The sequence below is a fragment of the Halopseudomonas salina genome, assembly GCF_008641105.1.
In genome coordinates, this window is the sequence record NZ_VTTI01000001.1 from 576,512 (window position 1) to 600,374 (window position 23,863).

Consider the following 23,863-nt stretch of genomic DNA (forward strand, 5'->3'; position numbering starts at 1 on the left):
TAGGGCTTCTCCTTGTATAATCAGAATGTCGGTTGCAGATCGCTGGCTACCTGCGCCAGCTGATCGCGGAATAACTGCTGGATTCGCTCCAGCTCGTCGGGCTTGTCAGCTTCAAACCGCAGTACCAGCATAGGTGTGGTGTTGGAGGCACGTATCAACCCCCAGCCATGGGGGAAGTCGACTCTAATCCCATCCAGCGTGGACACGCGCCCAGCACCCCAGTCAGCCTGTTTTTTCAGTGTCTCTATCAACTCGAATTTGCGCTGTTCACCCACCTTGAGGTTGATCTCCGGCGTGACTAACCCGGCGGGGTATTTGCTGAAGATATCTTTCTCGGGATCTTCTTCGGGTGGCTGGATCGAAATCAGCTCCAGAAGTCGGCAGGCGCTGTAAAGGCCATCGTCGAAACCGAACCAGCGCTCCTTGAAGAACAGGTGCCCGCTCATCTCTCCGCCGAGCAAGGCCCCGGTCTCGATCATCTTGGCCTTGATCATGGAGTGCCCTGACTTCCACATGACCGGACGTCCGCCCATGCGGCTGATCAGCGCGGGCAAGCGACGGGTACATTTAACGTCAAAAACGATATCCGCACCGGGGTGACGCGTCACGATATCTTCGGCGAACAGCATCATCAGGCGATCCGGATAGATCATTTCGCCGCTGCGGGTAACCACTCCCAGGCGATCGCCGTCGCCATCAAAGGCAATACCTATGTCAGCTCCGCTGCGCTTGACCTCGGCAATCAGGTCCTGCAGGTTCTCGATATGCCCGGGGTCTGGATGGTGATTGGGGAAGTTGCCGTCCACCTCGCAGTAGAGCGGAATGACTTCGCAGCCCAGATCCTCCAGCAGGCCCTGGGCTACCACGCCTGCAACGCCGTTGCCGCAATCCACTACCACCTTGAGTGATCGCACCAGCACCACGTCCTCGGCTATCTGGCGACGATAGGCGTCCAGCAGTTCCAACTGCTGTCGGCCGCCTGAGCCTTCGCTGAGATCGTTTTCCCGCAGACGCTGGTGCAAGGCCTGGATTCGCTGGTCGGCGAGGGTCTCGCCGGCTATGACGACCTTCAGGCCGTTGTAGTCGGCCGGGTTGTGGCTGCCTGTGAGCATCACGCCGGAGGTGGCCTGTGTTGTGTGGGTCGCGTAGTAGAGCACGGGTGTCGGGACCATACCCAGATCAATTACCTGGCATCCGCTTTCCATGAGGCCGCGGATCAGCTGTTCCACCAGCACCGGGCCGGACAGACGTCCGTCACGGGCCACGGCAACCTTGGCTTCGTTACGGGCGATGCTTTCGCTGCCGATTGCACGGCCCAGCCAATAGACGGTTTCCGCCGTCAGCGTGCGGTCAACCACGCCGCGAATGTCGTAGGCGCGGAAAATTTCAGCTGGAATCTCGGGTATCGCAGAGGTACCACTGGCAGCGTCTGCGGTTCCGAACATGTCATCACCGAGATCGTCCATGTTGTCGACAATATCGATATCGAGAATATCGTTGTCGGATAGGGCTGCTGTTGAAGGTGCTGGTGCTTTTTTACCCGGCCGGGCCTGCACGTCCTCGCGTTCTGGACTGGGCCCCAGTTTACGGCCATGGCCGGAGGCCAGCTGCATGATTTCCTGACCTACCGGAGTCAGCGGTCCGAGTCGCAAGCCGGCCACCTTGTGACCCTGGGCGAGCTGGCTGAGTACCGATGCATCTGATTTGACGTCGGCGCTCCAGCTGCGGTGCAACCACCAGAGTGCGATAAGAATGCCAAAGAGTGCGAGCAACACTGACCCCAGCAGGAGCAGCGGATTGGCCACGCCAGCGACCAGGGCGACGCCCGGCTGAAATTCGATACGCCAGGCAGGATTGTTCGAGGCTAGAGTCACGGTCTCGCCAAATCCGCTGCCAACCTGATACAGCGTTTGTACCGGAGCTCCCGGAAAGTTTTGCACCAGCTTCAACTGACCTGCGTCTTCATGCAGGGGTGGCAGGGCGCTCAGCACACGCTGCAACTCGAAGGCTGCGACCAGTGTGCCGCCAATCGGAGCGTTATCTGAAACGCGCAGTGGAGTCACCACATGCAGTCGCCATTCACCATCCACGGGATGCGCTTCCATGGGTACCGGCATGTTTCGTTCGGCCCTGCGAATCATGTCCAGCACAGCGAAGCTGGGTACTGCCTGCCCGTCTGCGGGGCTTTCCGCCTCACCAACGGCAAAAATGCGCATGGATTGGTTGTCAGCCAGGTAGTAGCGCAGCATGCGTTGCACGCTGGCACTGCCGCCCTGTTGCAGGGCGACCTGAAGTTGCGGGTTGGCAGCCAGCCGGGCCAGGTCGTTGCGCAATTGTGTTGTCGCCTGATTCAGCGCCCCGAGTTGCTGTGTGGCGTAGGCCTGAGCCAGATCGTCGCGGTAGCGGTCATTGTTCTGGGCAAAGACTGCCACCCAGATCAATCCGGCAGCCAGAGCCAAGCCGAGCAAGGCTATCAGCAATGGAACCAGTGTACCTGGTAGCGCCGAGGGGGATTTGGTCGGATCCTTGGTCTTGAATTTCATCACTGCTGCCTCCTTGCCATTAGCGTCAAGTCCTGCTTAACGACTGCCTGTATGACCGAATCCGCCGACACCGCGCAGGCTGCCTTCGAACTCATCCACCACTTCCAGTTGTGCCTGTAGCACCGGCACCAGTACCAACTGCGCAATCCGCTCGCCTGGCTCTATGGTGAAGGGGCGGGCGCTACGGTTCCAGCAGGATACCATTAGCTGGCCCTGATAATCAGAGTCGATAAGACCCACCAGGTTACCCAGGACTATGCCATGTTTATGGCCCATCCCCGAGCGCGGCAGAATCATCGCTGCCAGACCCGGATCGTTGATATGAATGGCCAGACCGGTCGGTAGCAATTCGGTCTGACCGGGCTGCAGGGTCAGTGGCTCCTGGAGCAGAGCTCGCAGATCCAGCCCGGCAGAACCCTCGGTCGCGTAATGGGGCAGCGGCCACTCCTGACCCAGGCGAGGGTCGATTATCTTGGCTTGCAGTGTGTGCATGGTTGTTCTCGTCAGAGTTTTCCGTTCACGGCCTTGTCAGTGGCAAGACGACCGGCTACATGACTGATTATCTGCCGGGCAAGCTTGTTCTTGCTTGCCATGGGCAGGTGCTCCTCATGCAGGCTCCGGTCGATCAGCGTGACCGCGTTGTTATCGCTGTTGAAGCCGATGCCGGGCGCGCTGACATCGTTGGCGATGATCAGGTCCAGATTCTTGCGCTCGAGCTTGTCTGCAGCATACGCCAGTACATCATGGGTCTCGGCTGCGAAGCCGACACACCAGGGGCGCTGCGCATGGCGGGCAATACCGGCCAGAATGTCAGGGTTGGGTATGAGTTCGAGGGTCAGTCCGTTGCTGGACTTCGGGTCTTTTTTCATTTTATGGGTAGCACAATCTGCCGGGCGGTAATCGGCGACCGCTGCAGCGGCAATAAACAGATCGGCTGGCAGTGCAGATTCGCAGGCCGCCTGCATTTCCAGTGCGCTGACCACGTCGATTCGATTGACCCGGGGCGGGGTAGGCAGGTTGACGGGCCCGGCTACCAGAGTCACACGTGCACCGGCTTCGGCTGCCGCTTCGGCCAGGGCAAAGCCCATCTTTCCCGAGCTGTGATTGGAGATGTAGCGTACCGGGTCGATGGCCTCGCGTGTGGGGCCGGCGTTTATCAGTACGTGTCTTCCGGTCAACAGTCCATGCTCGAAGCACCCGCTGGCCAGCAGCGCAATCTCGGTAGGATCAAGCATCCGCCCGGGGCCTACGTCACCGCAGGCCTGTTCGCCGGAATCGGGGCCAAAGATTCGCACGCCACGATCACGTAATTGAGCAAGGTTGGCCTGGGTTGCCTGGTCGCGCCACATTGCCTGGTTCATCGCCGGTGCGAGCGCCAGGGGTGCATCAGAAGCCAGAACCAGGGTAGTCAACAGATCGTCTCCGCGTCCCTGGGCCAGCCGCGCCATCAAGTCGGCGGTGGCCGGCGCAATCAACACCAGATCGGCCCAGCGGGCCAGTTCGATGTGCCCCATCGCTGCTTCAGCGGCGGGGTCGAGCAGGTCACCGTGAACCGGGTGCCCGGAAAGGGCCTGCAGTGTGAGTGGGGTAATAAACTCCCGGGCTGCGTTGGTCATTACTACCCGGACTTCTGCTCCTGCATCGCGCAGGCGGCGTACCAGCTCTGCGCTTTTATAGGCGGCAATGCCGCCGCTGACGCCCAGAAGGACTCTCTTGTTCACCAACCGCTGCATGCTGACTCCCGACAACTGCGCCCGGGGCGCTGTGTGTGCAAAACCCGATTAAAATAACATAGCATGGCCATGGTGCCTTCTGCCTCGACCACCGTGTTTGAAGCTTCTATACTAGCCGGCCATATTACACCGCACGAACAGGAAGTACGTGCGCTAACGCAGGGATTTGCGCATGCCCATCACCGACTGGCCGGAGGCTGAACGCCCCCGGGAAAAACTGCTCAAACAGGGTGCCGCGGCACTCTCTGATGCTGAACTCCTGGCCATATTCCTGCGCACCGGCTTGCCGGGCATCAGCGCAGTGGATCTGGCCCGGCAGTTACTGAGCGCCTTCGGGAGTCTGCGCGCGTTGCTGCAGGCCGAACAGGTTGAATTCTGTCTGCATGCCGGCCTTGGTCCTGCCAAGTACGCGCAGCTGCAGGCGGTCATGGAAATGGGCCGACGGCATCTGTTCGAGGATCTCAAGCGCGGTACCGCGCTGACCTCTCCCGGCGCCGTTCGGCACTATCTGCGCAGTCGCATGGCGCATCTGCCCCACGAAGTCTTTGCCTGCCTGTTTCTGGACAACCAGCACAGGGTCATTACCTTCGAGGAGTTGTTCCGTGGCACCCTTGACAGCGCCAGCGTGTATCCCAGAGAAGTGGTCAAGCGTGCTTTGGCATGCAACGCTGCCGCATTGATTCTTACCCACAACCATCCGTCGGGTGTCGCCGAGCCGAGTCAGGCGGATCAGATGCTTACCCGACGTCTGAAAGAGGCGCTGGCGCTCGTGGATATCCGCGTTCTTGACCACTTGGTTGTAGGGGACGGCGAGCCGGTTTCATTCGCCGAGCGGGGGCTGCTCTAAGTAACCGGAAATTAAAAGTCGTTGCTTGCCGGAGCGTGTTTTGGTATAAAGCTCCGCTCTTCTCGGGGCTGCGCCTGTACGGATTCGTTTGTCAGGTCTGCACGATGCTCGCCCCGGCTGGAAAACAAATTATTTTATGGCTTCCAACCAGTTCGGGTTGGGCAAGTGGTTGGAGAGGGTTAACCATGTCTCGAGTATGTCAGGTGACCGGTAAAGGTCCAGTGACTGGGAACAACGTTTCCCACGCTAACAACAGAACCAAACGTCGTTTTCTGCCTAACCTGCAGCACCATCGCTTCTGGGTTGAGTCAGAGAAGCGTTTTGTACGTCTTCGTACGTCCACCAAGGGCATGCGTATCATCGACAAGCGCGGTATCGATGTTGTGCTTGCCGAAATGCGCGGTCGTGGCGAAAAAGTCTAAGGAGCAGTCCCATGCGTGAATTGATTCGTTTGGTTTCTTCTGCCGGTACTGGTCACTTTTACACTACCGACAAGAATAAGCGTACTACTCCCGATAAGATCGAAATCAAGAAATTCGATCCGGTGATTCGCAAGCACGTGAACTACAAGGAAGCCAAGATCAAGTAAGGTCTGGCTTGCAACAAAAAACCCGCTTCGGCGGGTTTTTTGTTGTCTGCATTCCGGCTGGTATCTATTCGCCGCCAACCGCAAAGTTCGGCAGGCTGTCGACCGGCTGGGTGAAGGCGAATGGAATGGAGATCGTATCCAGCCCCACATTCTTCTGAACAACGAAGTGCAGGTGCGGACCGGTGCTGTTGCCGGTGTTCCCGGACTTGGCCAGCAGGGTGCCGGTGCGCACCCGCTGACCTTCGCCTACAACGACTGAGCGGTGCTTGAGGTGCAAGTAGACACTCATGGTGCCGTCGTCATGCAGCACCCTGACAAAGTTTCCCGACGGATGAGTGCCGCGGCCGTTCTGATTGTTCTCGATCTTGACCACCACACCGGGCCTGGCTGCCAGGATAGGCGTACCCTCTGGCATGGCCACGTCGATAGCGTGCCGTCCCTTCGGTCCGGTATGGCTATAGCGGCCCCCAGGGCCCTGCGTGACGCGGAATGGTCCGCCCTCCCAGGGCAATGGGTAATCCACCAGGGCATGCTTGGCGCGTGGATCTCCCAGGGCATGACGCAGTTTGTAGCTGTAACTGGGCGCACCGTTGCCTGTGGGGGAGAGCGTAAGCAGGCGAATGGTCTCGCGGGGCTGCAGAACCCAGCGCACCGGTTTTTCCGGCACGCCAACAAGATTGCGTGCGGATTCGATACTCAGTTCCACTTCCACCGGAGCATACAATTCATTGTGCACTATGAGAGTTTCGCCACCGGGATGCTTCTGGGTTGTGACATACACCTGCTTGTCGAAGGTTTCGACCATGGTGTCGGTAAAGACAAATACCTGTGCGCCCTTGACCTTCTGGTCGGTGTAGGTCACTACACCGTTGGCATCCGTGTATTTATAAATGGTGGAGGCAGACAGAATCGGGCTCGCCAACAACAGCGTCAGACCCAGCAAAAAGGTTCGCATCCTTTGCAACCCCTATGGTGAATTTTTGATCGATTCACAATCCTACCCGGATGTGTCGGTTCTGGCGAGCCGCACATCCGGGTTAGGTTCACTGCGGCGTCAATGTACCAGCGGCGCGGGTTGCAGCGAGTAGGTACGCAGGGTTGCAGCAAAATCCTGCAATGCCTTGATGCCGCTGGCCTCAGCCTGGCTGCACCATTCCCGCAGGGCATGCAGCATGTCGTGGCCGTTGGCACTGGTTCGGGTCCAGATCTGCTGCAGCGCCAACCGTTTCTCGTAAATGATGCGCAGGCGCTGGCTGTGCTCAAGTACTTGCTGCAGGTTCTTCTCGTTATGGCTGTCCAACAGGCTGGTTTCACGACTGAGCAAGCGTTTGGCGCGGCGAAACAGATGCCGCACCGAATCATCCACCCGGTGCATCTCCTGGGCGACCAGAGGTTTTATCACCAGCTTGCGATATTGCGCCATGATCTGAAAGCGATTGTTCAGCACTGCCATGGCGGTATCCATGTCCAGCGTCTGCTTGTCTTCAATCCGGTGGGCGATAGGTGCTGTGCGGCGCACCTTGGCCAGGCCCAGCAGGCTGAACAGACGTATCCACATCCAGCCCATGTCGAACTCCCATTTCTTTACCGACAACTTGGCTGAATTGGGATAGGTGTGGTGATTGTTATGCAGCTCTTCTCCGCCGATCAGAATACCCCAGGGCAGTATATTGGTAGCAGCGTCGCGGCATTCAAAGTTGCGATAACCCACCGCGTGACCCAGGCCATTGACCACGCCGGCGGCAAATACCGGAATCCACATCATCTGGACTGCCCACACTGTCATGCCCAGTACGCCGAACAATGCGAGATCAATCAGTGCCATCAAGGTCACGCCGCCGATCGGGTAGCGCGAGTAGAGGTTACGCTCCATCCAGTCATCCGGACAGTTCTTGCCGTAGATACGCAGGGTCTCCTCATTCCGGGCCTCGGCCATATATAGCTCGGCGCCCTTGCGCAGCACGGTGGAAAGGCCCTTGTGAACGGGGCTGTGGGGGTCATCCGGCGTTTCGCATTTGGCGTGATGCTTGCGGTGAATCGCGGTCCACTCGCGGGTGTTCATGCCGGTTGTGAGCCATAACCAGAAACGGAAAAAGTGTTTCAAGGCGGGGTGCAGCTCGAGCGCACGATGGGCCGAATAACGATGCAGATAGACAGTCACGCTGACGATGGTGATATGCGTCAGCAGGAGAATCACAGCCAGGATCTGCCAGCCGGATAATTGAAGTAAACCTTGGTACCACATGGATCGTTTGCACCTCTGTAATGAAACTTGAAGACAGGCTCGGCGGGTAACCGGTCCCTGATTATGGACCAGCATTGCCGGGAATAACACGACCACCAGTCACTTCGACCTTACAGGCCCATGGTCTGGCCTATCTGGTCACGAGCAGGTGTTTTCGGGTAAGGGCAGTGTGTAACTTGAGTTGTACAATTGAGACTATCCTGTATAAGTCATGTATTACTAATAGGGCAACCCACATAACGATCCTTTGGAGGATTTCATGTTTGCATTTACTCAGAACTTCACTCGCAGTGCCCGACATCTCATGCTGGCCGTCCTCGGCGCCGGGATGCTTGCAACTGTCCCAGCCCATGCCGATCATCATTCCGGTATGGCCAAAAAAGACATCGTCGACACAGCCGTCGAAGCAGGCAGCTTCACCACGCTGGTTGCAGCAGTACAGGCAGCAGGCCTGGTCGATACCCTGAAGGGTGAAGGTCCCTTCACTGTATTCGCACCTACCGACGAAGCCTTTGCCAAGATTCCAGCTGCAGATCTTGACGCACTGCTTGCCGACAAGGAAAAGCTGACGGCAGTCCTCACCTATCACGTGGTACCGGGTAAGGTAATGGCTGCAGACGTGGCCGGGCTTACCAGTGCTGAAACTGTGCAAGGTAGTGAGTTGAAGATTGATACCAGCAATGGCGTTATGGTCGACTCTGCCACTGTCGTCAAGACTGATATAAAAGCCAGCAATGGTGTGATCCATGTGATCGATTCGGTGCTAATGCCGGGCATGTAATCTGTTGTCAGGGCAGCAGGAGGCAGACTTCGGTCTGCCTTTTTTATGACTGCACCATACCTTTGTCTAGCCATCCGGTTGCCGCATTTCTTGATCCGTATCAAAACGTTATCCGTTACAGACCCTAGAATGACCGCCCTTGTCATACTTGCGGGAGCGGGTAATGCAGCTACAGCGTCAACTTCCGCTGCGCTATAAATTCTGGGCGGTCAATGGCGTGGCTTTTTTCAGCATTCTGGTGCTGGTGATCGTTGCCATGATTCTCGAGCAGCGCAGCGTCAATCAAACCCGCCAGCAACAGGCTCACAGTCTGCTGCAACTATGGCATGGAGAGTCCGCCTTACACTTGGAAGGTCCGCTGCAACCGCTGATTTTGCGTCCCGATGCCATGGCGGGTGTCGAACGCGAGCTGCTCGACGCCGCTGGCCCGGAAACACGCTGGGTAGAGCTGGGCGGTTTCACGCTGTGGGGTATTGAGCGTCCTGTGGGTGCCTGGGTTCTGGGGAGGGCCGATCCGGGTGCGCTTGCCGTCCTGGTTAGCGGCAAATCCTTCCAGCAGATATTCCTCGAGCGAGCGCCGATCTATGCTCTCGCCGTCCTGGTATTGATGCTCGTCGTTCTGACGGGCTCGCAGCTACTGATCAGATTCGTCGATACCTATCAGAACCGTTTACGCACCCTGGCGCACTTCGATCCGCTGACCGGGTTGCCGAACAGGGTGTTGGCGCGTGACCGCCTTGAACATGCCAAGGACCGGATTGATCGCCGGGGCGGCTGGTTGGCCGTCCTTTTCATCGATCTGGATAGGTTCAAGACGCTCAATGACAGCTACGGCCATGATTTTGGTGATCTGGTTCTGCAAGGCGTTGCCCAGCGCCTGCAGGAACGTTGCCGTAGCGAAGATACCCTGGCGCGCCTGGGAGGCGACGAGTTTCTTATGATTCTCGAGCAGTTGCCCAGTCCCGGCGCAGCCAGTCAGGTGGCACGAGGCCTGCTCGATTCATTGAAGGTTCCGCTGCTACTCGATGAGGCTCGCGAGCTGTACGTCGGCGCAAGCATCGGTATCGCGCTCTATCCCAAGGACGGCAGCAATGCCCATGAGCTCATTCGCAATGCTGATGCGGCCATGTACAGGGCAAAGGCTCAGGGCCGCAATACCTATAGTCACTATCTGCCCTGTCTAACAGAGGAGGCAAGGGCTCGCTTCGAGCTGGAGCGTTCCCTGCGCGGCGCTCTGCAAAATGATGAGCTCAGGCTGCACTATCAACCCCTGGTCGATCTGGCCAGTGGTCGGTGTATCGGCGCCGAAGCATTGCTGCGCTGGCAAAGCGCCGAGCATGGCACTGTGGGTCCGGATCGCTTTATTCCGCTGGCGGAGGAGAGCGGGCAGATCGTTGCTCTCGGGACCTGGGTTCTGCACCAGGCTTGTCAACAGGCGAGCCAGTGGCGGCGCGAAGGGGTCCTGCTCGATACGATCGCGGTTAACCTGTCGCCTATCCAGTTCATGCAGCGCAATATCGTGCAGATTGTTCGCGATGCGCTGGATATCAGCGGTTTGCCTGCAGCATGCCTGGAACTGGAAATCACCGAGGGAGCTCTGATGCAGCATATTGCCCAGGCGGAAGAGACGCTCAAAGCGCTGAGGACGCTGGGCGTACGCATCTCCGTGGACGACTTCGGAACGGGCTACTCCTCACTGGCGTACCTGCGTCGTTTTGCGCTGGACAAACTGAAGATCGACAAGAGCTTTCTGGCTGGTTTGCCCGAGGACCCCAGTGACAGTCAGCTGGTTCAGACCATTATCGCGCTGGCCAGAAACATGCAGTTGTCGGTGCTCGCCGAGGGAGTAGAAACCGGGGATCAGGAGGTCTGGCTGCGGCAGCATGGCTGTGACCAGTGCCAAGGCTACCTGCTGGGTCGGCCCATGGCGGCTGCAGCATTCAGTGATCATTGGCAGGCACAGCAGCGTGGCTGAGCGATCCGGAGTCGCTCTGGCACCCATCCTGTTTCAGGTTCTTGTCATGTTTTGGTCAGCAGGTTCTCCTCATCGGAGGACCGTAGCTCAGCAGCCACCTGACGATCGATAGTGTTATCAGCAGCCACATCCTCCGCTCTGGTAGGTGTTACCAGGGCAGGCTTTTGCTGAGCTGCTTCTGGGGGCCGGTCAGAGGGCTCCGTCGACCGCTCTATGGCCGACGGGTTGCGCAGGTGTATGCGGTAGATTGGCTCGGGCATTTCGATGCCGGCCTTGTCATACGCCGCCTTGATCTGGCGAATGGCTTCACTGCGGGCCTTGAGAAAGTCACTGTCGTGTTGATTGATCCAGGCCAGAAAACGCAGCTGTACGGTGCTGTCGCCCAGTTCCGCTACCAGTACCTGGGGCCCGGGATCGGCAAGAATGCCGGTCATGGCTTGCAGGGTTTCGATACCCAACTGGCGGGCCTGCTGCAGGTCGAGATCAACCGATACGCCGACTACGAACTCCAGCCTGCGTAGCGGATTGCGCGTGAAGTTGGTCATGGCCGAGGTGATGATCATACTGTTGGGAATCCGCAGATGGTTGCCGTCGCGGGTCATCAATACCGTGTCGCGGGAGGTCAGCCTCACTACTGTCCCGGTGAAGGTACCTACCTCGATAACGTCGCCCACATCGAATGGGTTGCGTGCACTGAGAAGCACCCCGGCAAGATAGTTTTCAACGATATTGCGGAAGGCAAAGCCGACAGCGATACCTGCAACGCCGGCGACACCCAGCATGGCACCTACCAGCGCGGTGGCGTCGAGTATTTCCAGGGCAATCAAGATGCCAAGGCCGGTGATGGCCAGCCGTACAATTCGTTTGCCCAGATTGGAAGCCAGTTCGGACAAGCCGATTCGCCGTAACCAGGCGCCCCGCGAGCCAGCCCAGCGGCCGAGCAACCAGAAAGCGACAACCACCACCAGCGCAACCAGTACGACTGGCAGCATCTGCACCGCTGCAGCGCCCATCTCCTGGAACTTACGGGTAGCCGGGCGCACGCGGGCGGACACATCGGTTTCCTCGGTGAGTCGACTCTGTACATGGATCACGCCCTCGACTCGATTGGCGATCCCTTCCAGTTCACGGGCAGAGCGTGCATTGGGTACATTGCCCTTGAGCGTGACTACACCCTGCTCGACGCCCACCTCTATTGCTGCGCCGCCGTCGAGTGCCGCCAATACCGCCTGTAACCGTTCGCGAATGGCCGTGTCACTGGGCACATCGGTGACCTGAATGATTGCCGCGGTCTCGGCGCTATCCTGCGCCAGCGCCTGATTAACCGAGCCTGGTAGCCACAGAAATAAACACAGGATTGCGTAAACAAGCGGTTTGACCATCGGATGTTCCTTGCTCTGAGCCTTGTGGGTGTATCGACTCCGTGTGGCCGGGAGTAGTTCATGCGGCTATGTTATGGTCATCGAGTAACCTGTGTCGCCTACTACCCAACAGCTGACGAATGATCATGCAAACCGATACCGCTGCAGCGCCAAACTTCACGCCTCTGAACATGGACCGTTGTCTCAAGGTCTGTATCCGCCCCGGCGATCAGCGTTGGCAGGACGCTCCCCAGGCCCCAGTGCGGCGTTGGCCGCTGGAGCGCGAAGCTCCTGAAAGCGGCCAAGTGACCAGCCTGGTTGAATACCTGCCCAAAGCGCAATTCCCGCAGCATGAGCATCCCAATGGCGAGGAGATCTACGTACTTGAAGGTGTTTTCAGCGATGAGAGCGGCGACTACCCGGCTGGCAGTTACCTGCGCAGCCCGGCGGGATCGCGGCACAGTCCTTTCTCCGAAGAGGGTTGTCTGATTTTCGTCAAACTGAATCAGTTTGCGCCAAAGGACAGATCCCAGGTACGCCTGCGCCCCACCGAGCAGTCCTGGGGCAAGCGCGCAGATGGGGCCGTCATAAGCGTGCTACACCGTTTTGCCGGCGAAGAGACAGTGTTGTACAGCTGTGCCGCCGGCCAGGGCCTCGACTTGCCGGCTGGTCCGGGCGAGCTGTTGGTGCTGGCAGGCAGCCTGCAGAGCGCCGGGGGTGACCTGCCAGCATTGACCTGGCTACGCCATCCCGAGCTTGCCGATCACGGTCTGGCCAGCCGCGAGGGCGCCGTGCTGCTGGTCAAATCCAGGGCGTCTGCCAGCGCTCTCTGATTCAGGCAAAGAGCCAGATCAGCGCAATACCCAGAATGATCCGGTAGATAACAAATGGCTGCATGCCGATCCGGTTTATGAATACCAGAAAGAAGTGAATGCACAGAAAGGCGCTGATACCGGACATCACCACGCCGCCGGCCATGAATGCCCAGTCGATAGGTACCGTGGCGTTATACAGATCCCAGGATTTCAGAGCGCAGGCGATAACGATGACCGGAATGGAGAGCAGAAAGGAAAACCGGGCGGTGGCTTCACGGCTCAAGCCGAGCAGCAGCCCGGCTGTCATGGTGATGCCCGAGCGCGATGTACCAGGAAACAGGGCGAGCGCCTGCGCCAGGCCGATCAGCAGCACATCCTTCCAGTTCATCTGATTGACCTCGCGCTTGCCCCGATGCCGCCAGTCCGCCCAGCTTAGCACCAGACCGAATACGATCAGGCCCGCTGCGATATACAGCGGTGACCGTAGCTGCTCTTCAATCGCATCCTTGAAGAGCAGGCCCGCCAGGCCCACCGGAATGGTGGCGAACAGCACGCCCCAGGCCAATCGCGCGTCATCGTTCACCTCACGGTGGGTGACCGACCGTGTCCAGCTGACGGTCATGGCGATCAGGTCGCGACGAAAATACAGCACCACTGCACTCAGGCTGCCCAGGTGCAGGGCAACATCGAATGCCAGCCCCTGATCCACCCAGCCGAATAGCACCGGGGCGAGAATCAGGTGGGCAGAGCTCGAAATCGGGAGAAATTCGGTGAGACCCTGTATTACTGCCAGAACCAAGACTTGCAGCCAATCCATGAAGAGCTATCCATGTGCGAATGTGTCAGGCGGCAATTAAACCATGCCAGGATTACTCAGGCGACTCCTCGAGCGGCTCAGAGAGGAGAATTTTCCGCCTGCTCGGGGAGATAGCGCAGCAACAGGCCGAAAGCTATCGAGCCTTTTCCCTGCAGAGGTATTCTCACAATGTGCCCGTCGCCCGGAGCGACCTTGATCGGCTGGTTCCGGTCATTGTGCATCAGGTCAAGCTTGAAGATATGGTTACCCTCGGGCGTCATGAGCTCCAGCTGGTCACCAGGTGCGAAGCGGTTTTTCACCTCGATGCGCAACCAGCCATCGACGGTTTCCAGCACCTCCCCTACGAACTGATGCCTCTCCATGCGTGAGGCGCCGTGCTCGTAATTCTGATACACCCCTGGCGGATGCCGACGATAGAATCCCTCGGTATAGCCGCGGTTGGAAAGGCTCTCAAGGTCGTCCATCAAGCTCAGGTCAAAGGGTAAGCCGGCAACGGCGTCATCTATCGCACGACGATACGTCTGTACGGTTCGGGCGACGTAGAAATGCGATTTGGTCCGGCCTTCGATCTTCAGTGAGTCCAGCCCCATATCGACAAAGCGTTGCACGTGCTGCACCGCCCTCAGGTCCTTGGAGTTCATGATGTAGGTCCCGTGCTCGTCCTCCTCGATTGCCATGGGCTCATCCGGTTTATCGCTCTGGTTGATCACATGGACAGGGCGGGCAAGCGGCTCGATGTTGCCCTCAGGGGTTTCCACCGCTGGTTGCAGATCATATTTCCAGCGGCAGGCATTGGTACAGGCGCCCTGGTTGGCATCGCGGTGGTTGAAGTAACCGGATAGCAGGCAGCGGCCCGAATAGGCGATACACAAGGCGCCGTGCACAAACACTTCAAGCCCGATATCCGGGCATTGGCGGCGGATTTCTTCCACTTCATCAAGGGACAGTTCACGGGAGAGAATGACGCGTTCAAGGCCCATCTTCTGCCAGAATTTGATTGTCGCCCAGTTCACCGCATTGGCCTGTACCGAGAGGTGTACCGGCAACTCGGGCCAGCGTTCACGGACCAGCATGATCAGGCCCGGATCGGACATGATCAAAGCATCTGGCCCCATTGCCACCACCGGTTCAAGATCGCGCAGATAGGTTGCAACCTTGCTGTTGTGAGCGGCGATGTTACTGGCAAGGTAGAAGCGCTTGCCCAGCGCATGTGCCTCAGCAATGGCTGCGGCCATGACCTCGGGGTTGTGAAAATCGTTCTCGCGGACTCGCAGGCTGTAGCGGGGCTGCCCGGCGTACACCGCATCGGCGCCGTAGGCGAAGGCATAGCGCATGGCTTTCAGCGTGCCGGCAGGGGCAAGCAGCTCTGGGGCGTTGGGCATGGTTGGGCTCCGTCAGCGGGCAATAAAAGGCCGCAAGGGTAGCCTCGCGGTGCTGGGGCCGCATTGATCAAGATCATGTTTGCTTTCTGCAGATGCTCTCGGGTCTATGCCTCGCCAACAGCGGCAGTGATCTGGATGACCAGACTTGTGGGGCATGGCATCTTAACGACTCCAACAAGAACAACAGGGTGGCTGCCATGCGCTGGAAAAATCGACCGGAAGGCTCCAACTGGGGCGACTTTGGCCCCGATGATGAACTGGGTCGGCTGAATCTGCTGACCCCGGAAAAGGTACTCCAGGGCGTAGCGGAGGTCCACGAGGGGCGGAGCTTCTGTCTCAGCCTGCCTCTGGACTATCCAGGCGGTAACGCTCTGAACAAGCTGCGCCACGCGCCCCGGCGCTTTACCTCCGGACGCGGCGACAAGCTCAACTATAACTTTGCTCTAAACCGCCTCAATCCTGATTTTACCGACGTGGTCAGTGACGATGCAGTCCTGCTCTATACCCAGTACTCCACCCAGTGGGACGCGCTGGCGCACGTCGGCGGCCTGTTTGATGCCGACGGCGATGGTGAGGCGGAGCCTCTCTACTACAACGGTTGGCGTGCTGGGGAAGATATCCAGGGTCCCGCCGGGCACGAGGATGCACTGGAGGGCGTAAATGCCAGACGCCTGGGTATCGAGAAGATGGCCGAGACCGCCGTCAGCGGCCGGGCGGTGCTGATCGATCTGCAGCGTCACTGCGGCCACGAGCGCGTGCTGGTGGACCATGCGCGGCTGCAGCAGATCATGCGCGATGACGGTGTTACGGTAGAACCCGGCGACATGGTCTGCCTGTATACCGGCTTTGCCGATGTAATCCTGGGTATGCAGCAGCAGCCTGACGCCGAGGTTCTCGCGTCCAGCTGCGCAGTGCTGGACGGCCGCGATCCCGCGTTGTTGCAGTGGATCACCGATAGTGGCCTGAGCCTGCTGATCGCCGATAACTATGCGGTAGAGGCCTATCCGGCCCGTGAAGGGCAGGGCTGTTGTGCGGCGCTGCCGCTGCACGAGCATTGTCTGTTCAAGCTCGGCATCCATCTGGGTGAGCTCTGGTACCTGACTGAGCTCGCCGAGTACCTGCGGGCGGCCAAGCGTTGTCGCTTTATGCTGATCGCGCCACCGCTACGCCTGCCGGGAGCGGTGGGCTCACCCCTGACTCCGGTGGCGCTGGTCTGATCAACGGTCGGCGCTGACCTGGAAACTGTCGGACAGCTGGTGCAGGCGAGTGGCTGTTTCCTTCACCTGACCCGAACTGGAGCGCAGCGTGCTGATGACCTTGGCCATGGACGCGGTCACTTCCGCCACGTGGCCGGCCTGGCGCCCGTGCTCCTTGCTGTTGGTGTCCATAACCGCAATCACTTCGAATAACTCTTCGACCGTCTGATGCAGGGTGTTGTTGTCATTGGCAGCGTTGTCAGCCTGGGTCAGTTGCTGGTCGACATCGCTGACCCCCTGCTCCATCAGATCAACCGCCTGGTGAGTGGCATCGCGTATCGCGTTGATGCCCTGATTGATTTCCGCCGCGGCACTGGCAGTGCGCGAGGCCAGCGCGCGTACCTCGTCGGCTACAACAGCAAAGCCCCGGCCATGCTCACCTGCGCGTGCCGCCTCGATAGCGGCGTTCAGGGCCAGCAGATTGGTCTGGCTGGTGATGTCGGTGATCATCGACACCATGCCGGCAATCTCGTTGGAGCGTTTGTCCACCTGCTGCACACTGGTGGCTGAGGTTTCAACAATATCGCGGATCTTGCGTGTGCCGTCGGATACCGTTTCCAGTCGGCGCCCGGCCGACTCCACTACCTCGGCCATGGTGCGCTTCATCTGCGCCGCGGTATTCGAGGCGCTGTCGATCGTCTGCACCTGGGCCTCGATCATCCCCAGCATCTGCTGGATGGTCACCGTTACCTCCTCGGCGGTGTCGCTGGCCTTCTGGTTGTGATCAAGCATCTGCTCGCTGTTTTGCAGGGCATGCCGGCTGGCCTGCTTGACGCGGCCAACTATGGTATCCAGGTTGTCGATAAAGCTGTTGGTCCAACGGCCCAGCTCACCGGTTTCGTCGGCCACCAGCCGGCTGGTATCCATGCGCTGGCTCAGGTTGCCCTCGCCCTCGGCGATATTGCGGATGATTTCGGTCATGCGCCCCATGCGTCTGGCCAACTTGCGCGTCCCCAGGCGCCAGAACCAGAAGGCGGAGAACGCCACCACCAGCACATTAAGCGCACTGGCGGCCGGCTGACCCAGGCCGGACCAGGCAATCGCAATCTGGCAACCGCTGATCACCAGCATCAGCAGCAGGAAAAGTTTCATCAGGCTGTAACTCAGTGAACGATAGCGGTACACCTCTTCCAGATCCGCCTCGCACATCATGCCCCAACGATCGGGGGAGCCGGTCAGGCTGAAGGTCACGCCCTTGCCGATCACCGGTATATGCCGATAATCGGAGTAGCCAGGGTAGGTAACAAACAGGTTCTGCCCCTTGCGGATGGTTTCGCGTACCCCCGGGTGCAGCTGCTTGGTGGCAGGGTCGGTGAAGCGCACCTCGAATTCGGTATGCTCGCGCACGCTGACGGTACCGTAGCCGGTCACGATACCTTCCTTGAGATTACCGCCATGGCTGAAGGTGTTGTCTTCGAAGCGCGAGCGTGACAATGCACGACCCGGCTCGATGGCGGGGTCGAAGCGCGACTCCACCATGAACACGTAGTTGTCGCCGGATTCCTGATAGATGTGGCCGGCCTCGCGCTGGATCAGATCACCGAGTACATCGTTGGGTATCCGTGCGCACAGGCAGCATGGCTGATTCAGGTATTGCAGCGGCTGATAGAACATCAGCGTCACTGCATCGTGAAAGCTGGACGTTGAAGGCCCGAGCTCCCTGGTGCGCTGATCGATATAGGGGCCATGTAGGAACGGCGCTTGCAGGCCCTGCTGCATGGCCTTGGAGTCCATAGGTGAGGCAGGTATTTGCTGTGCTGTGCTGATCAGGCAGCGGCCACTCGCGTCGACCAGGAACAACTCGCTGGCGTCGCTGATCTTGCGCATCAGCTTGAGCATTTGCTGGCGCTCGAGCGGGTTGCCGCTGATCTCCAGATCACGGGCGATGCTGTCCAGAGTGGTCCACTGGTTGTCGCACCATTGCTGCAACAGGCGCATACGGGTGTCAGCCACGTTGTTGAAGATTTCTTCCAACTGCGCATAACGGTTGCTGTTGATCCGGCAGGCCCAGCCCATGCCGATCTTGCTTGCAGAACCGAACCAGGGTAGCCAGTTGCGCTCGGCCTCGGTGAGAGCCATTTCTTTACTACGAATGGTCACAGGGAATCTCTCTGATGCAAATGAATAGTACTTCTCTTTGCAAGAAGCGCACCGATCAGAGTCATTAATGCAATTGTTACGAAAAAAGGACCTCTCTAAGCCGCGGGTCTGAGTGCAGATTGCAGGCTATGGTCCATTATGGTGCGAATACGCCTCTCGCAAGGCGGATGTTCGCACCAGAATAATGCATGTCGAGATACGATTTTGTCAGGCGGGGGCCAGGCGGCGGTGCACCCAGGTCAGCCCGATTGCTGCAGCAATCAGCCCAAAGGAGAGAACAAAAAGCATGGTCTCGGTAATGGGCACATAGGGATTGTATGGCATGGCCAGAAAGAGTCCGCCGATCACGAATAATGCGCGCAACGGCCAGTGCAGCAGTCCGCGCTCACTGAGGTCCCCAAGCTTTGGCAAATACCCTTGCAATCCGCCCGCGATCAGAATGATGCCACCGACTGCACAGGTAATAGCCACGATGATCTCCAGCGCGCTGCCCTGCAGCAGCAATGCCGGCTCGAGTACGAAGAAGAAGGGAATGAAGTAGATGATGCTGCCCATCTGCATCGACACGAAGCTGGTTTTCATAGGACTGCTACCGGCCACCGATGCCGCAGCAAAGGCGCCGATTGCCACTGGCGGGGTGATAAAGCTGAGCATGCCCCAATAGAGAATGAACATGTGCACGGCCATCGGATTCATGCCGCCGTTGATGAGCGCGGGGGCCAGGGCGATAGCCAGGAAGATATACGCAGCCGTGACCGGCATACCGATGCCCAGGATAAAACTGGTCAGCGCACCCATGATCAACAAGACCAGCATGTCGCCGCCGGCGATGAATAGCAGGTCGTTGGCGATAGTGCCAGACATGCCGGATACAGCGAGCGCGCCCATGATCAGGCCGACGCCAGCCATCAGGCCGGTCAACTCTGCAAACAGGGCGCCGCAGGCCTCGGCAAACTCCTTGAAGTCCTTCCACTGCCAGCGACTGTGCTTGCGCAGCTGGTTGATCACCAGCAGCAAGGCTGTCGCGTAGAAGGGCGCTATAGCCTCCTGCTTCATGAACAGCAGCATCCAGATCAGAAACCCGAATACAAAGATGTAATGCCAACCCTCCTTCATGGTCTGCTTTATTTTCGGCAGATCTATCGCGGGCAGGCCCTTGAGGCGATTGCGCGCCGAATAGAAGTCGATCTGGATAAACAGGCCGAAGAAATACAGCGCCGAGGGGATCGCGGCAGCCAGTGCGATTTCACCGTAGGGTATATCCAGAAAGGTGGCCATCACGAATGCGGTTGCACCCATTACCGGAGGCATCAACACACCACCGGTGGACGCACAGGTTTCCACGCCTGCGGCGTAGGTCTTGCTGAAGCCGACCTTGCGCATGGCCGGAATCGACAGGGGTCCAGTGGTCAATACGTTGGTGACCACGCTGCCGGACATGGAACCCATCAGGCCGCTAGAGAAGATTGATACCTTGGCCGGACCGCCACGCACCTTGCCGAGCAGGGCGAAGGCCAGATCGATAAAGAACTTGCCGCCACCGGTACGCTGCAGCGCGATACCGAATAACAGAAAGCCGATAACCAGATTGGCGAATGCCTGAGAAGGAATGCCCAGCAGGCTTTCATCGCTGTTGGTGTGATAGATGGCGACCAGGTCGATCGGCGTGGAAATGCCGGCAAAGCTGTCCGGCAGATAGCCCGCCAGCATGGGAAACAGCGAGGCCGCGAATACCACGACGAAAATCGGCCAGCCACCGCAGCGACGGGTGGCTTCCAGGGCGATAGCCCAGGTCAGCAGGCTGATATACACCACGTGCTGCGGTGCCATGTACTCCCAGCCCTCATCAACCGCCTCATTGGAATGGACAATAAAGAATACGCAGCAGGCGATACTGGCCAGACCTAGCAGCCAATCGTACCAGGGTGTGGGATCCACCCGCCGTCCACGGCCAGCGGGAATGGCCACAAAGACCATCGGCAGCATCATCGCCAGCAAGCCATAGATGTATTGGCTGGTCAGCATGGTAAAGCCGGTATAGGCACCCAGATTGAATATCTGGTAGATCGCCAGCGCCGCCGTGGCGACGGCGGTGATACGCAACAGACTGCCAGCCACTGGGTGACGGATGGATTCTTGTTCTTCGGACATGAGCTGCCTCTTGTGCAATCTTGATCGGTTCGGCCGTATAAGGTCGGCGTCGGAGGGGTGTCAGGCTAGCGGCTGAAGCCTGGATCGAATCCGGCGGCTGTCAGTGCCTCCGCCCGCCGCGCCATCCAGCTGCCCTGAAAGGATTGATCGGATTCCAGGGACTCAGAAAGCTGTTGCTCCCACGCATCGGCGAGAATTTGTTGACGCTCCAGCAACCGCTGGTTGTGCGCCTCATACTCCTCACTCCACACGCCCTGCTCGCGGAAATAGCGCACAGCGCCTTCGTGGTAAGGCATGACCCAGTCGAATACCTGGCGGCTCAGCTCCCAGCCTTCGGCACCCGGGGCCAGGGTCTTGAAGCTGGCGTAGTGGTCCTCGACGAACTTGGTCAGGGCATAGACCTCATCGATGCTCCTGTCAGCATTGGTCACCAATATCGGCAGCGCATAACCGCCGCCATTCCAGGGATCCTGTTCTGACACGCCTGCTCCACGGGTTTCGAACTGGGGCAGATAATAGGGGATAACGTTCTTGGCCCGAGCCCAGGCCGCCTTCTCATCGGCAGTTTCATTGGGCATGTCCAGCCAGTTGATACCCCGCGGACTGGCGGCAATACGCTCCATCAGGGGCGTGCGAGTTGACATGGGCATTACATCGGCATGACCGTTGATGATGGCCTCAATGGCTTCATTGGTGCCTGATGCATCCACGCGGCGCACGTCGTCCCAGGTCAGGCCACCATAGGCAAGAACGGCCGATGTGATCATGTTGATGGAATCAGCGCCGCGGATGAATATCACCTTCTGGCCTTTGAGGTCTCGGGGGTGCTCGAGATCGGTATCGGCTGCGGCGGCCAGACCAAAGCTCTGGGTTCCCTGAGAGGCGAGGACCATCCGGATAGGTTGGGGCCCCCAGTCGGGCTTGTTAAACAGGAAAATGCCTTCCTGGCCGAAGTAGCTTGCGATACCGCACAGGCAGTATCCGGCGCGCCCAGTCTTGAGGGGGATCATACGGGACACATCGTTGCGTCCAGGCAGAATACGAATATTGCTGCCTTCTTCGAATTTAAGCAGACCACCCAGGGCCGCGGCCTGGGCATAGCCGGCGGCGCCAGTACCGTAGGCAGTCCAGACCATGACGCGGGGAAGGGCAGATTCAGCTGCGGCACTTGCGGGTAGAGCCAAGGCCAGAGCTAGGGTGGTGGCGAATCGGTATAGGGAGAATCGCATAGATTAGACCTTTTGTGTTTCGCTGTGCGGAACATTGTTGTATTTGTGTTTCGCTCATCAGAACAACATTTTACTTGTGGGGAGACACAATGCAAAAGGCTGTACGTAATGAAAGGTTAACCAGGCGGGGGAGAATGTTAATAAATGATACAGGCTGTTGCTGTCAGCAAGCTGCCAGCCGCAAGCCGCAAGCCGCAAGCCGCAAGCCGCAAGCTACAAGCTACAAGCTAACCCCCAAATCTAAATCCAAATCCAAATCCAAATCCAAATCCAAATCCGGAATTCAGGTCAAAAAAAACCCCGACTCTCGCGAATCGGGGTTTTCTTGCAGCTTGAAGCTTGTCGCTTGCAGCTGATCCTTACACCTTGCTTTCCAGTTCCGGAATCGCTTCGAACAGGTCGGCAACCAGACCGTAGTCGGCAACGCCAAAGATAGGTGCTTCTTCATCCTTGTTGATCGCAACGATTACCTTGGAGTCTTTCATGCCAGCCAGGTGCTGAATGGCACCGGAGATACCAACGGCGATGTACAGCTGCGGCGCAACGATCTTGCCGGTCTGACCAACCTGCATGTCGTTGGGCACAAAGCCGGCATCGACGGCGGCACGGGATGCACCTACGGCGGCGCCAAGCTTGTCAGCGAGCGTGTAGAGCATCTCGAAGTTTTCGCCGTTCTGCATGCCGCGGCCGCCGGAAACGACGATCTTGGCACCAGCCAGCTCGGGACGGTCGGACTTGGCCAGTTCTTCGTTGACGAAGCTGGACACGCCTGCATCCTGCGCGCTGGATACGGCTTCAACGCTGGCGCTGCCGCCTTCGGCAGAAACCGGATCGAAACCGGTAGTACGTACGGTGATGACCTTGATCGCCGCATCGGACTGCACGGTAGCGATAGCGTTACCGGCATAGATCGGACGCTTGAAGGTATCGGCGCTTTCCACGTCGGTGATCTCGGAGATCTGGTCGACGTCGAGCAGGGCAGCAACCCGCGGCATGTAGTTCTTGCCGTTGGTGCTGGCCGCGCAGATTACGTGGCTGTAGTTCTTGCCCAGTTCGGCAACCAGCAGCGCGATGTTCTCGGGCAGCTGGTGGCCATAGGCAGCGTTGTCTGCCAGCAGGACCTTGGTAACGCCTTCGACCTTGCCTGCTTCGTCGGCAACGGCTGAGCAGCCTTCACCGGCTACCAGCAGATCGATATCGCCGCCAATGGCCTTGGCCGCAGCAACGGTATTCAGGGTCGCAGCATTCAGCGCGGCGTTGTTGTGTTCGGCAATAACCAAAATTGTCATTTAGATCACCTTGGCTTGGTTCTTCAGTTTGTCGACCAACTCGTCCACAGAACCTACTTTGATACCGGCACTGCGAGCGGTGGGGGCTTCAACCTTGATAGTCTTGACCGTGGAAGCGGTGCTGACACCCAGATCATCGGGCTTGAGCACTTCCATCGGCTTCTTCTTCGCTTTCATGATGTTCGGCAGCGAAGCATAACGCGGCTCGTTCAAGCGCAAATCGGTAGTCACAATGGCAGGCAATTTCAGATCAACTGTCTGCAGGCCGCCGTCGATTTCACGGGTAACCTTTACGCTTTCACCGGAAACGTCTACGGCAGAAGCGAAAGTGCCCTGACCGTAACCGCTCAGTGCAGCGAGCATCTGACCGGTCTGATTGTTGTCAGAGTCGATAGCCTGCTTGCCGAGAATGACTAGCTGAGGCTGTTCCTTGTCGACTACTGCCTTGAGCAGTTTGGCAACCGCCAGCGAACTCAGGTCTTCGGCGCAATCAACCAGTATGGCGCGATCGGCACCCAGGGCCAGGGCGGTACGCAGCTGCTCCTGAGCAGCGGTCGGACCAATGGACACAGCGATAACTTCAGTCGCTACGCCTTTTTCTTTCAGGCGTACGGCCTCTTCCACAGCAATTTCGCAGAAGGGGTTCATGGACATCTTGACGTTGGCGAGATCGACACCGGTATTGTCCGCTTTGACGCGAACCTTGACGTTGTAATCAACCACGCGCTTAACGGCGACGAGGATTTTCAT

Annotated in this window: 20 protein-coding genes; 7 read left to right on the forward strand and 13 right to left on the reverse strand. The window is 58.6% G+C overall.

Features of this window, described 5'->3' with window-relative positions; translation table 11 throughout:
* Positions 1-20: 20 nt before the first annotated feature.
* Genes FZF01_RS19725 through coaBC form a run of 3 tightly spaced genes read right to left on the reverse strand, consistent with a single transcriptional unit; the run spans position 21 to position 4,276 of the window.
* Complete coding sequence (locus FZF01_RS19725; protein ID WP_150276534.1) at positions 21-2,543, reverse strand: phosphomannomutase/phosphoglucomutase; 2,523 nt, start codon at positions 2,541-2,543, stop codon at positions 21-23.
* Positions 2,544-2,579: 36 nt separating this feature from the next.
* Entirely contained in the window at positions 2,580-3,035 is a 456-nt protein-coding gene (gene dut, locus FZF01_RS02640) for a dUTP diphosphatase (protein ID WP_150276535.1), read from the reverse strand.
* Positions 3,036-3,046: 11 nt separating this feature from the next.
* Positions 3,047-4,276, reverse strand: a complete 1,230-nt coding sequence (coaBC, locus tag FZF01_RS02645; protein ID WP_150276536.1) for a bifunctional phosphopantothenoylcysteine decarboxylase/phosphopantothenate--cysteine ligase CoaBC — start codon at positions 4,274-4,276, stop codon at positions 3,047-3,049.
* Between the two features lie 172 nt (positions 4,277-4,448).
* Here coaBC and radC point away from each other — a divergent pair, with 172 nt between their 5' ends.
* From radC to rpmG, 3 genes are all read left to right on the forward strand, one after another.
* Positions 4,449-5,123, forward strand: coding sequence for a RadC family protein (radC, locus tag FZF01_RS02650; protein WP_150276537.1), 675 nt, complete (start codon positions 4,449-4,451; stop codon positions 5,121-5,123).
* Positions 5,124-5,308: 185 nt separating this feature from the next.
* Entirely contained in the window at positions 5,309-5,545 is a 237-nt protein-coding gene (rpmB, locus tag FZF01_RS02655) for a 50S ribosomal protein L28 (protein WP_150276538.1), read from the forward strand.
* A gap of 11 nt (positions 5,546-5,556) precedes the next feature.
* Complete coding sequence (gene rpmG, locus FZF01_RS02660) at positions 5,557-5,712, forward strand: 50S ribosomal protein L33 (RefSeq protein WP_150276539.1); 156 nt, start codon at positions 5,557-5,559, stop codon at positions 5,710-5,712.
* Positions 5,713-5,776: 64 nt separating this feature from the next.
* On the opposite strand, the gene FZF01_RS02665 is transcribed toward rpmG, so the two are convergent.
* Complete coding sequence (locus FZF01_RS02665; RefSeq protein WP_373286430.1) at positions 5,777-6,655, reverse strand: peptidoglycan DD-metalloendopeptidase family protein; 879 nt, start codon at positions 6,653-6,655, stop codon at positions 5,777-5,779.
* A gap of 111 nt (positions 6,656-6,766) precedes the next feature.
* Entirely contained in the window at positions 6,767-7,957 is a 1,191-nt protein-coding gene (desA, locus tag FZF01_RS02670) for a delta-9 fatty acid desaturase DesA (RefSeq protein ID WP_150276541.1), read from the reverse strand.
* A gap of 259 nt (positions 7,958-8,216) precedes the next feature.
* On the opposite strand from desA, the gene FZF01_RS02675 reads away from it, so the two are divergent.
* Entirely contained in the window at positions 8,217-8,738 is a 522-nt protein-coding gene (locus FZF01_RS02675; protein WP_223825360.1) for a fasciclin domain-containing protein, read from the forward strand.
* Positions 8,739-8,901: 163 nt separating this feature from the next.
* The gene (locus FZF01_RS02680; RefSeq protein ID WP_150276542.1) at positions 8,902-10,713 is read left to right on the forward strand and encodes a putative bifunctional diguanylate cyclase/phosphodiesterase; all 1,812 of its coding nucleotides are present in this window, start codon (positions 8,902-8,904) and stop codon (positions 10,711-10,713) included.
* Between the two features lie 44 nt (positions 10,714-10,757).
* Here the strand turns inward: FZF01_RS02680 and FZF01_RS02685 are convergent, their stop codons facing one another.
* Positions 10,758-12,095, reverse strand: a complete 1,338-nt coding sequence (locus FZF01_RS02685) for a mechanosensitive ion channel family protein (protein ID WP_150276543.1) — start codon at positions 12,093-12,095, stop codon at positions 10,758-10,760.
* A 125-nt stretch (positions 12,096-12,220) separates the two neighbouring features.
* Between FZF01_RS02685 and FZF01_RS02690 the strand changes: the two genes are divergently transcribed.
* Positions 12,221-12,907: a cupin domain-containing protein gene (locus FZF01_RS02690; protein ID WP_188434349.1), complete on the forward strand. Its 687-nt coding sequence runs from the start codon at positions 12,221-12,223 to the stop codon at positions 12,905-12,907.
* Position 12,908: 1 nt separating this feature from the next.
* Here FZF01_RS02690 and FZF01_RS02695 read toward each other — a convergent pair whose 3' ends face one another.
* Together FZF01_RS02695 and trhP are read right to left on the reverse strand one after the other, a co-directional pair.
* Positions 12,909-13,706: an undecaprenyl-diphosphate phosphatase gene (locus FZF01_RS02695; protein WP_150276545.1), complete on the reverse strand. Its 798-nt coding sequence runs from the start codon at positions 13,704-13,706 to the stop codon at positions 12,909-12,911.
* A gap of 77 nt (positions 13,707-13,783) precedes the next feature.
* Complete coding sequence (gene trhP, locus FZF01_RS02700; RefSeq protein ID WP_150276546.1) at positions 13,784-15,088, reverse strand: prephenate-dependent tRNA uridine(34) hydroxylase TrhP; 1,305 nt, start codon at positions 15,086-15,088, stop codon at positions 13,784-13,786.
* A 197-nt stretch (positions 15,089-15,285) separates the two neighbouring features.
* Here trhP and FZF01_RS02705 point away from each other — a divergent pair, with 197 nt between their 5' ends.
* Entirely contained in the window at positions 15,286-16,305 is a 1,020-nt protein-coding gene (locus FZF01_RS02705; protein ID WP_150276547.1) for a cyclase family protein, read from the forward strand.
* On the opposite strand, the gene FZF01_RS02710 is transcribed toward FZF01_RS02705, so the two are convergent.
* The 5 genes from FZF01_RS02710 to FZF01_RS02730 all read right to left on the reverse strand — a co-directional run bounded on the left by FZF01_RS02710 (position 16,306) and on the right by FZF01_RS02730 (position 23,863).
* Positions 16,306-18,423: a methyl-accepting chemotaxis protein gene (locus tag FZF01_RS02710; RefSeq protein ID WP_150276732.1), complete on the reverse strand. Its 2,118-nt coding sequence runs from the start codon at positions 18,421-18,423 to the stop codon at positions 16,306-16,308.
* Positions 18,424-18,651: 228 nt separating this feature from the next.
* Positions 18,652-20,595 carry a TRAP transporter permease gene (locus tag FZF01_RS02715; protein ID WP_150276548.1) on the reverse strand — a complete coding sequence of 648 codons (1,944 nt, stop codon included), beginning with the start codon at positions 20,593-20,595 and terminating at the stop codon, positions 18,652-18,654.
* Positions 20,596-20,660: 65 nt separating this feature from the next.
* Complete coding sequence (locus tag FZF01_RS02720) at positions 20,661-21,824, reverse strand: TAXI family TRAP transporter solute-binding subunit (RefSeq protein ID WP_150276549.1); 1,164 nt, start codon at positions 21,822-21,824, stop codon at positions 20,661-20,663.
* Positions 21,825-22,183: 359 nt separating this feature from the next.
* Positions 22,184-23,113 (reverse strand): electron transfer flavoprotein subunit alpha/FixB family protein, encoded by a 930-nt coding sequence (locus FZF01_RS02725; RefSeq protein ID WP_150276550.1) that lies wholly within the window; start codon positions 23,111-23,113, stop codon positions 22,184-22,186.
* Positions 23,114-23,863, reverse strand: a complete 750-nt coding sequence (locus FZF01_RS02730) for an electron transfer flavoprotein subunit beta/FixA family protein (protein WP_150276551.1) — start codon at positions 23,861-23,863, stop codon at positions 23,114-23,116. It abuts the gene before it with no gap.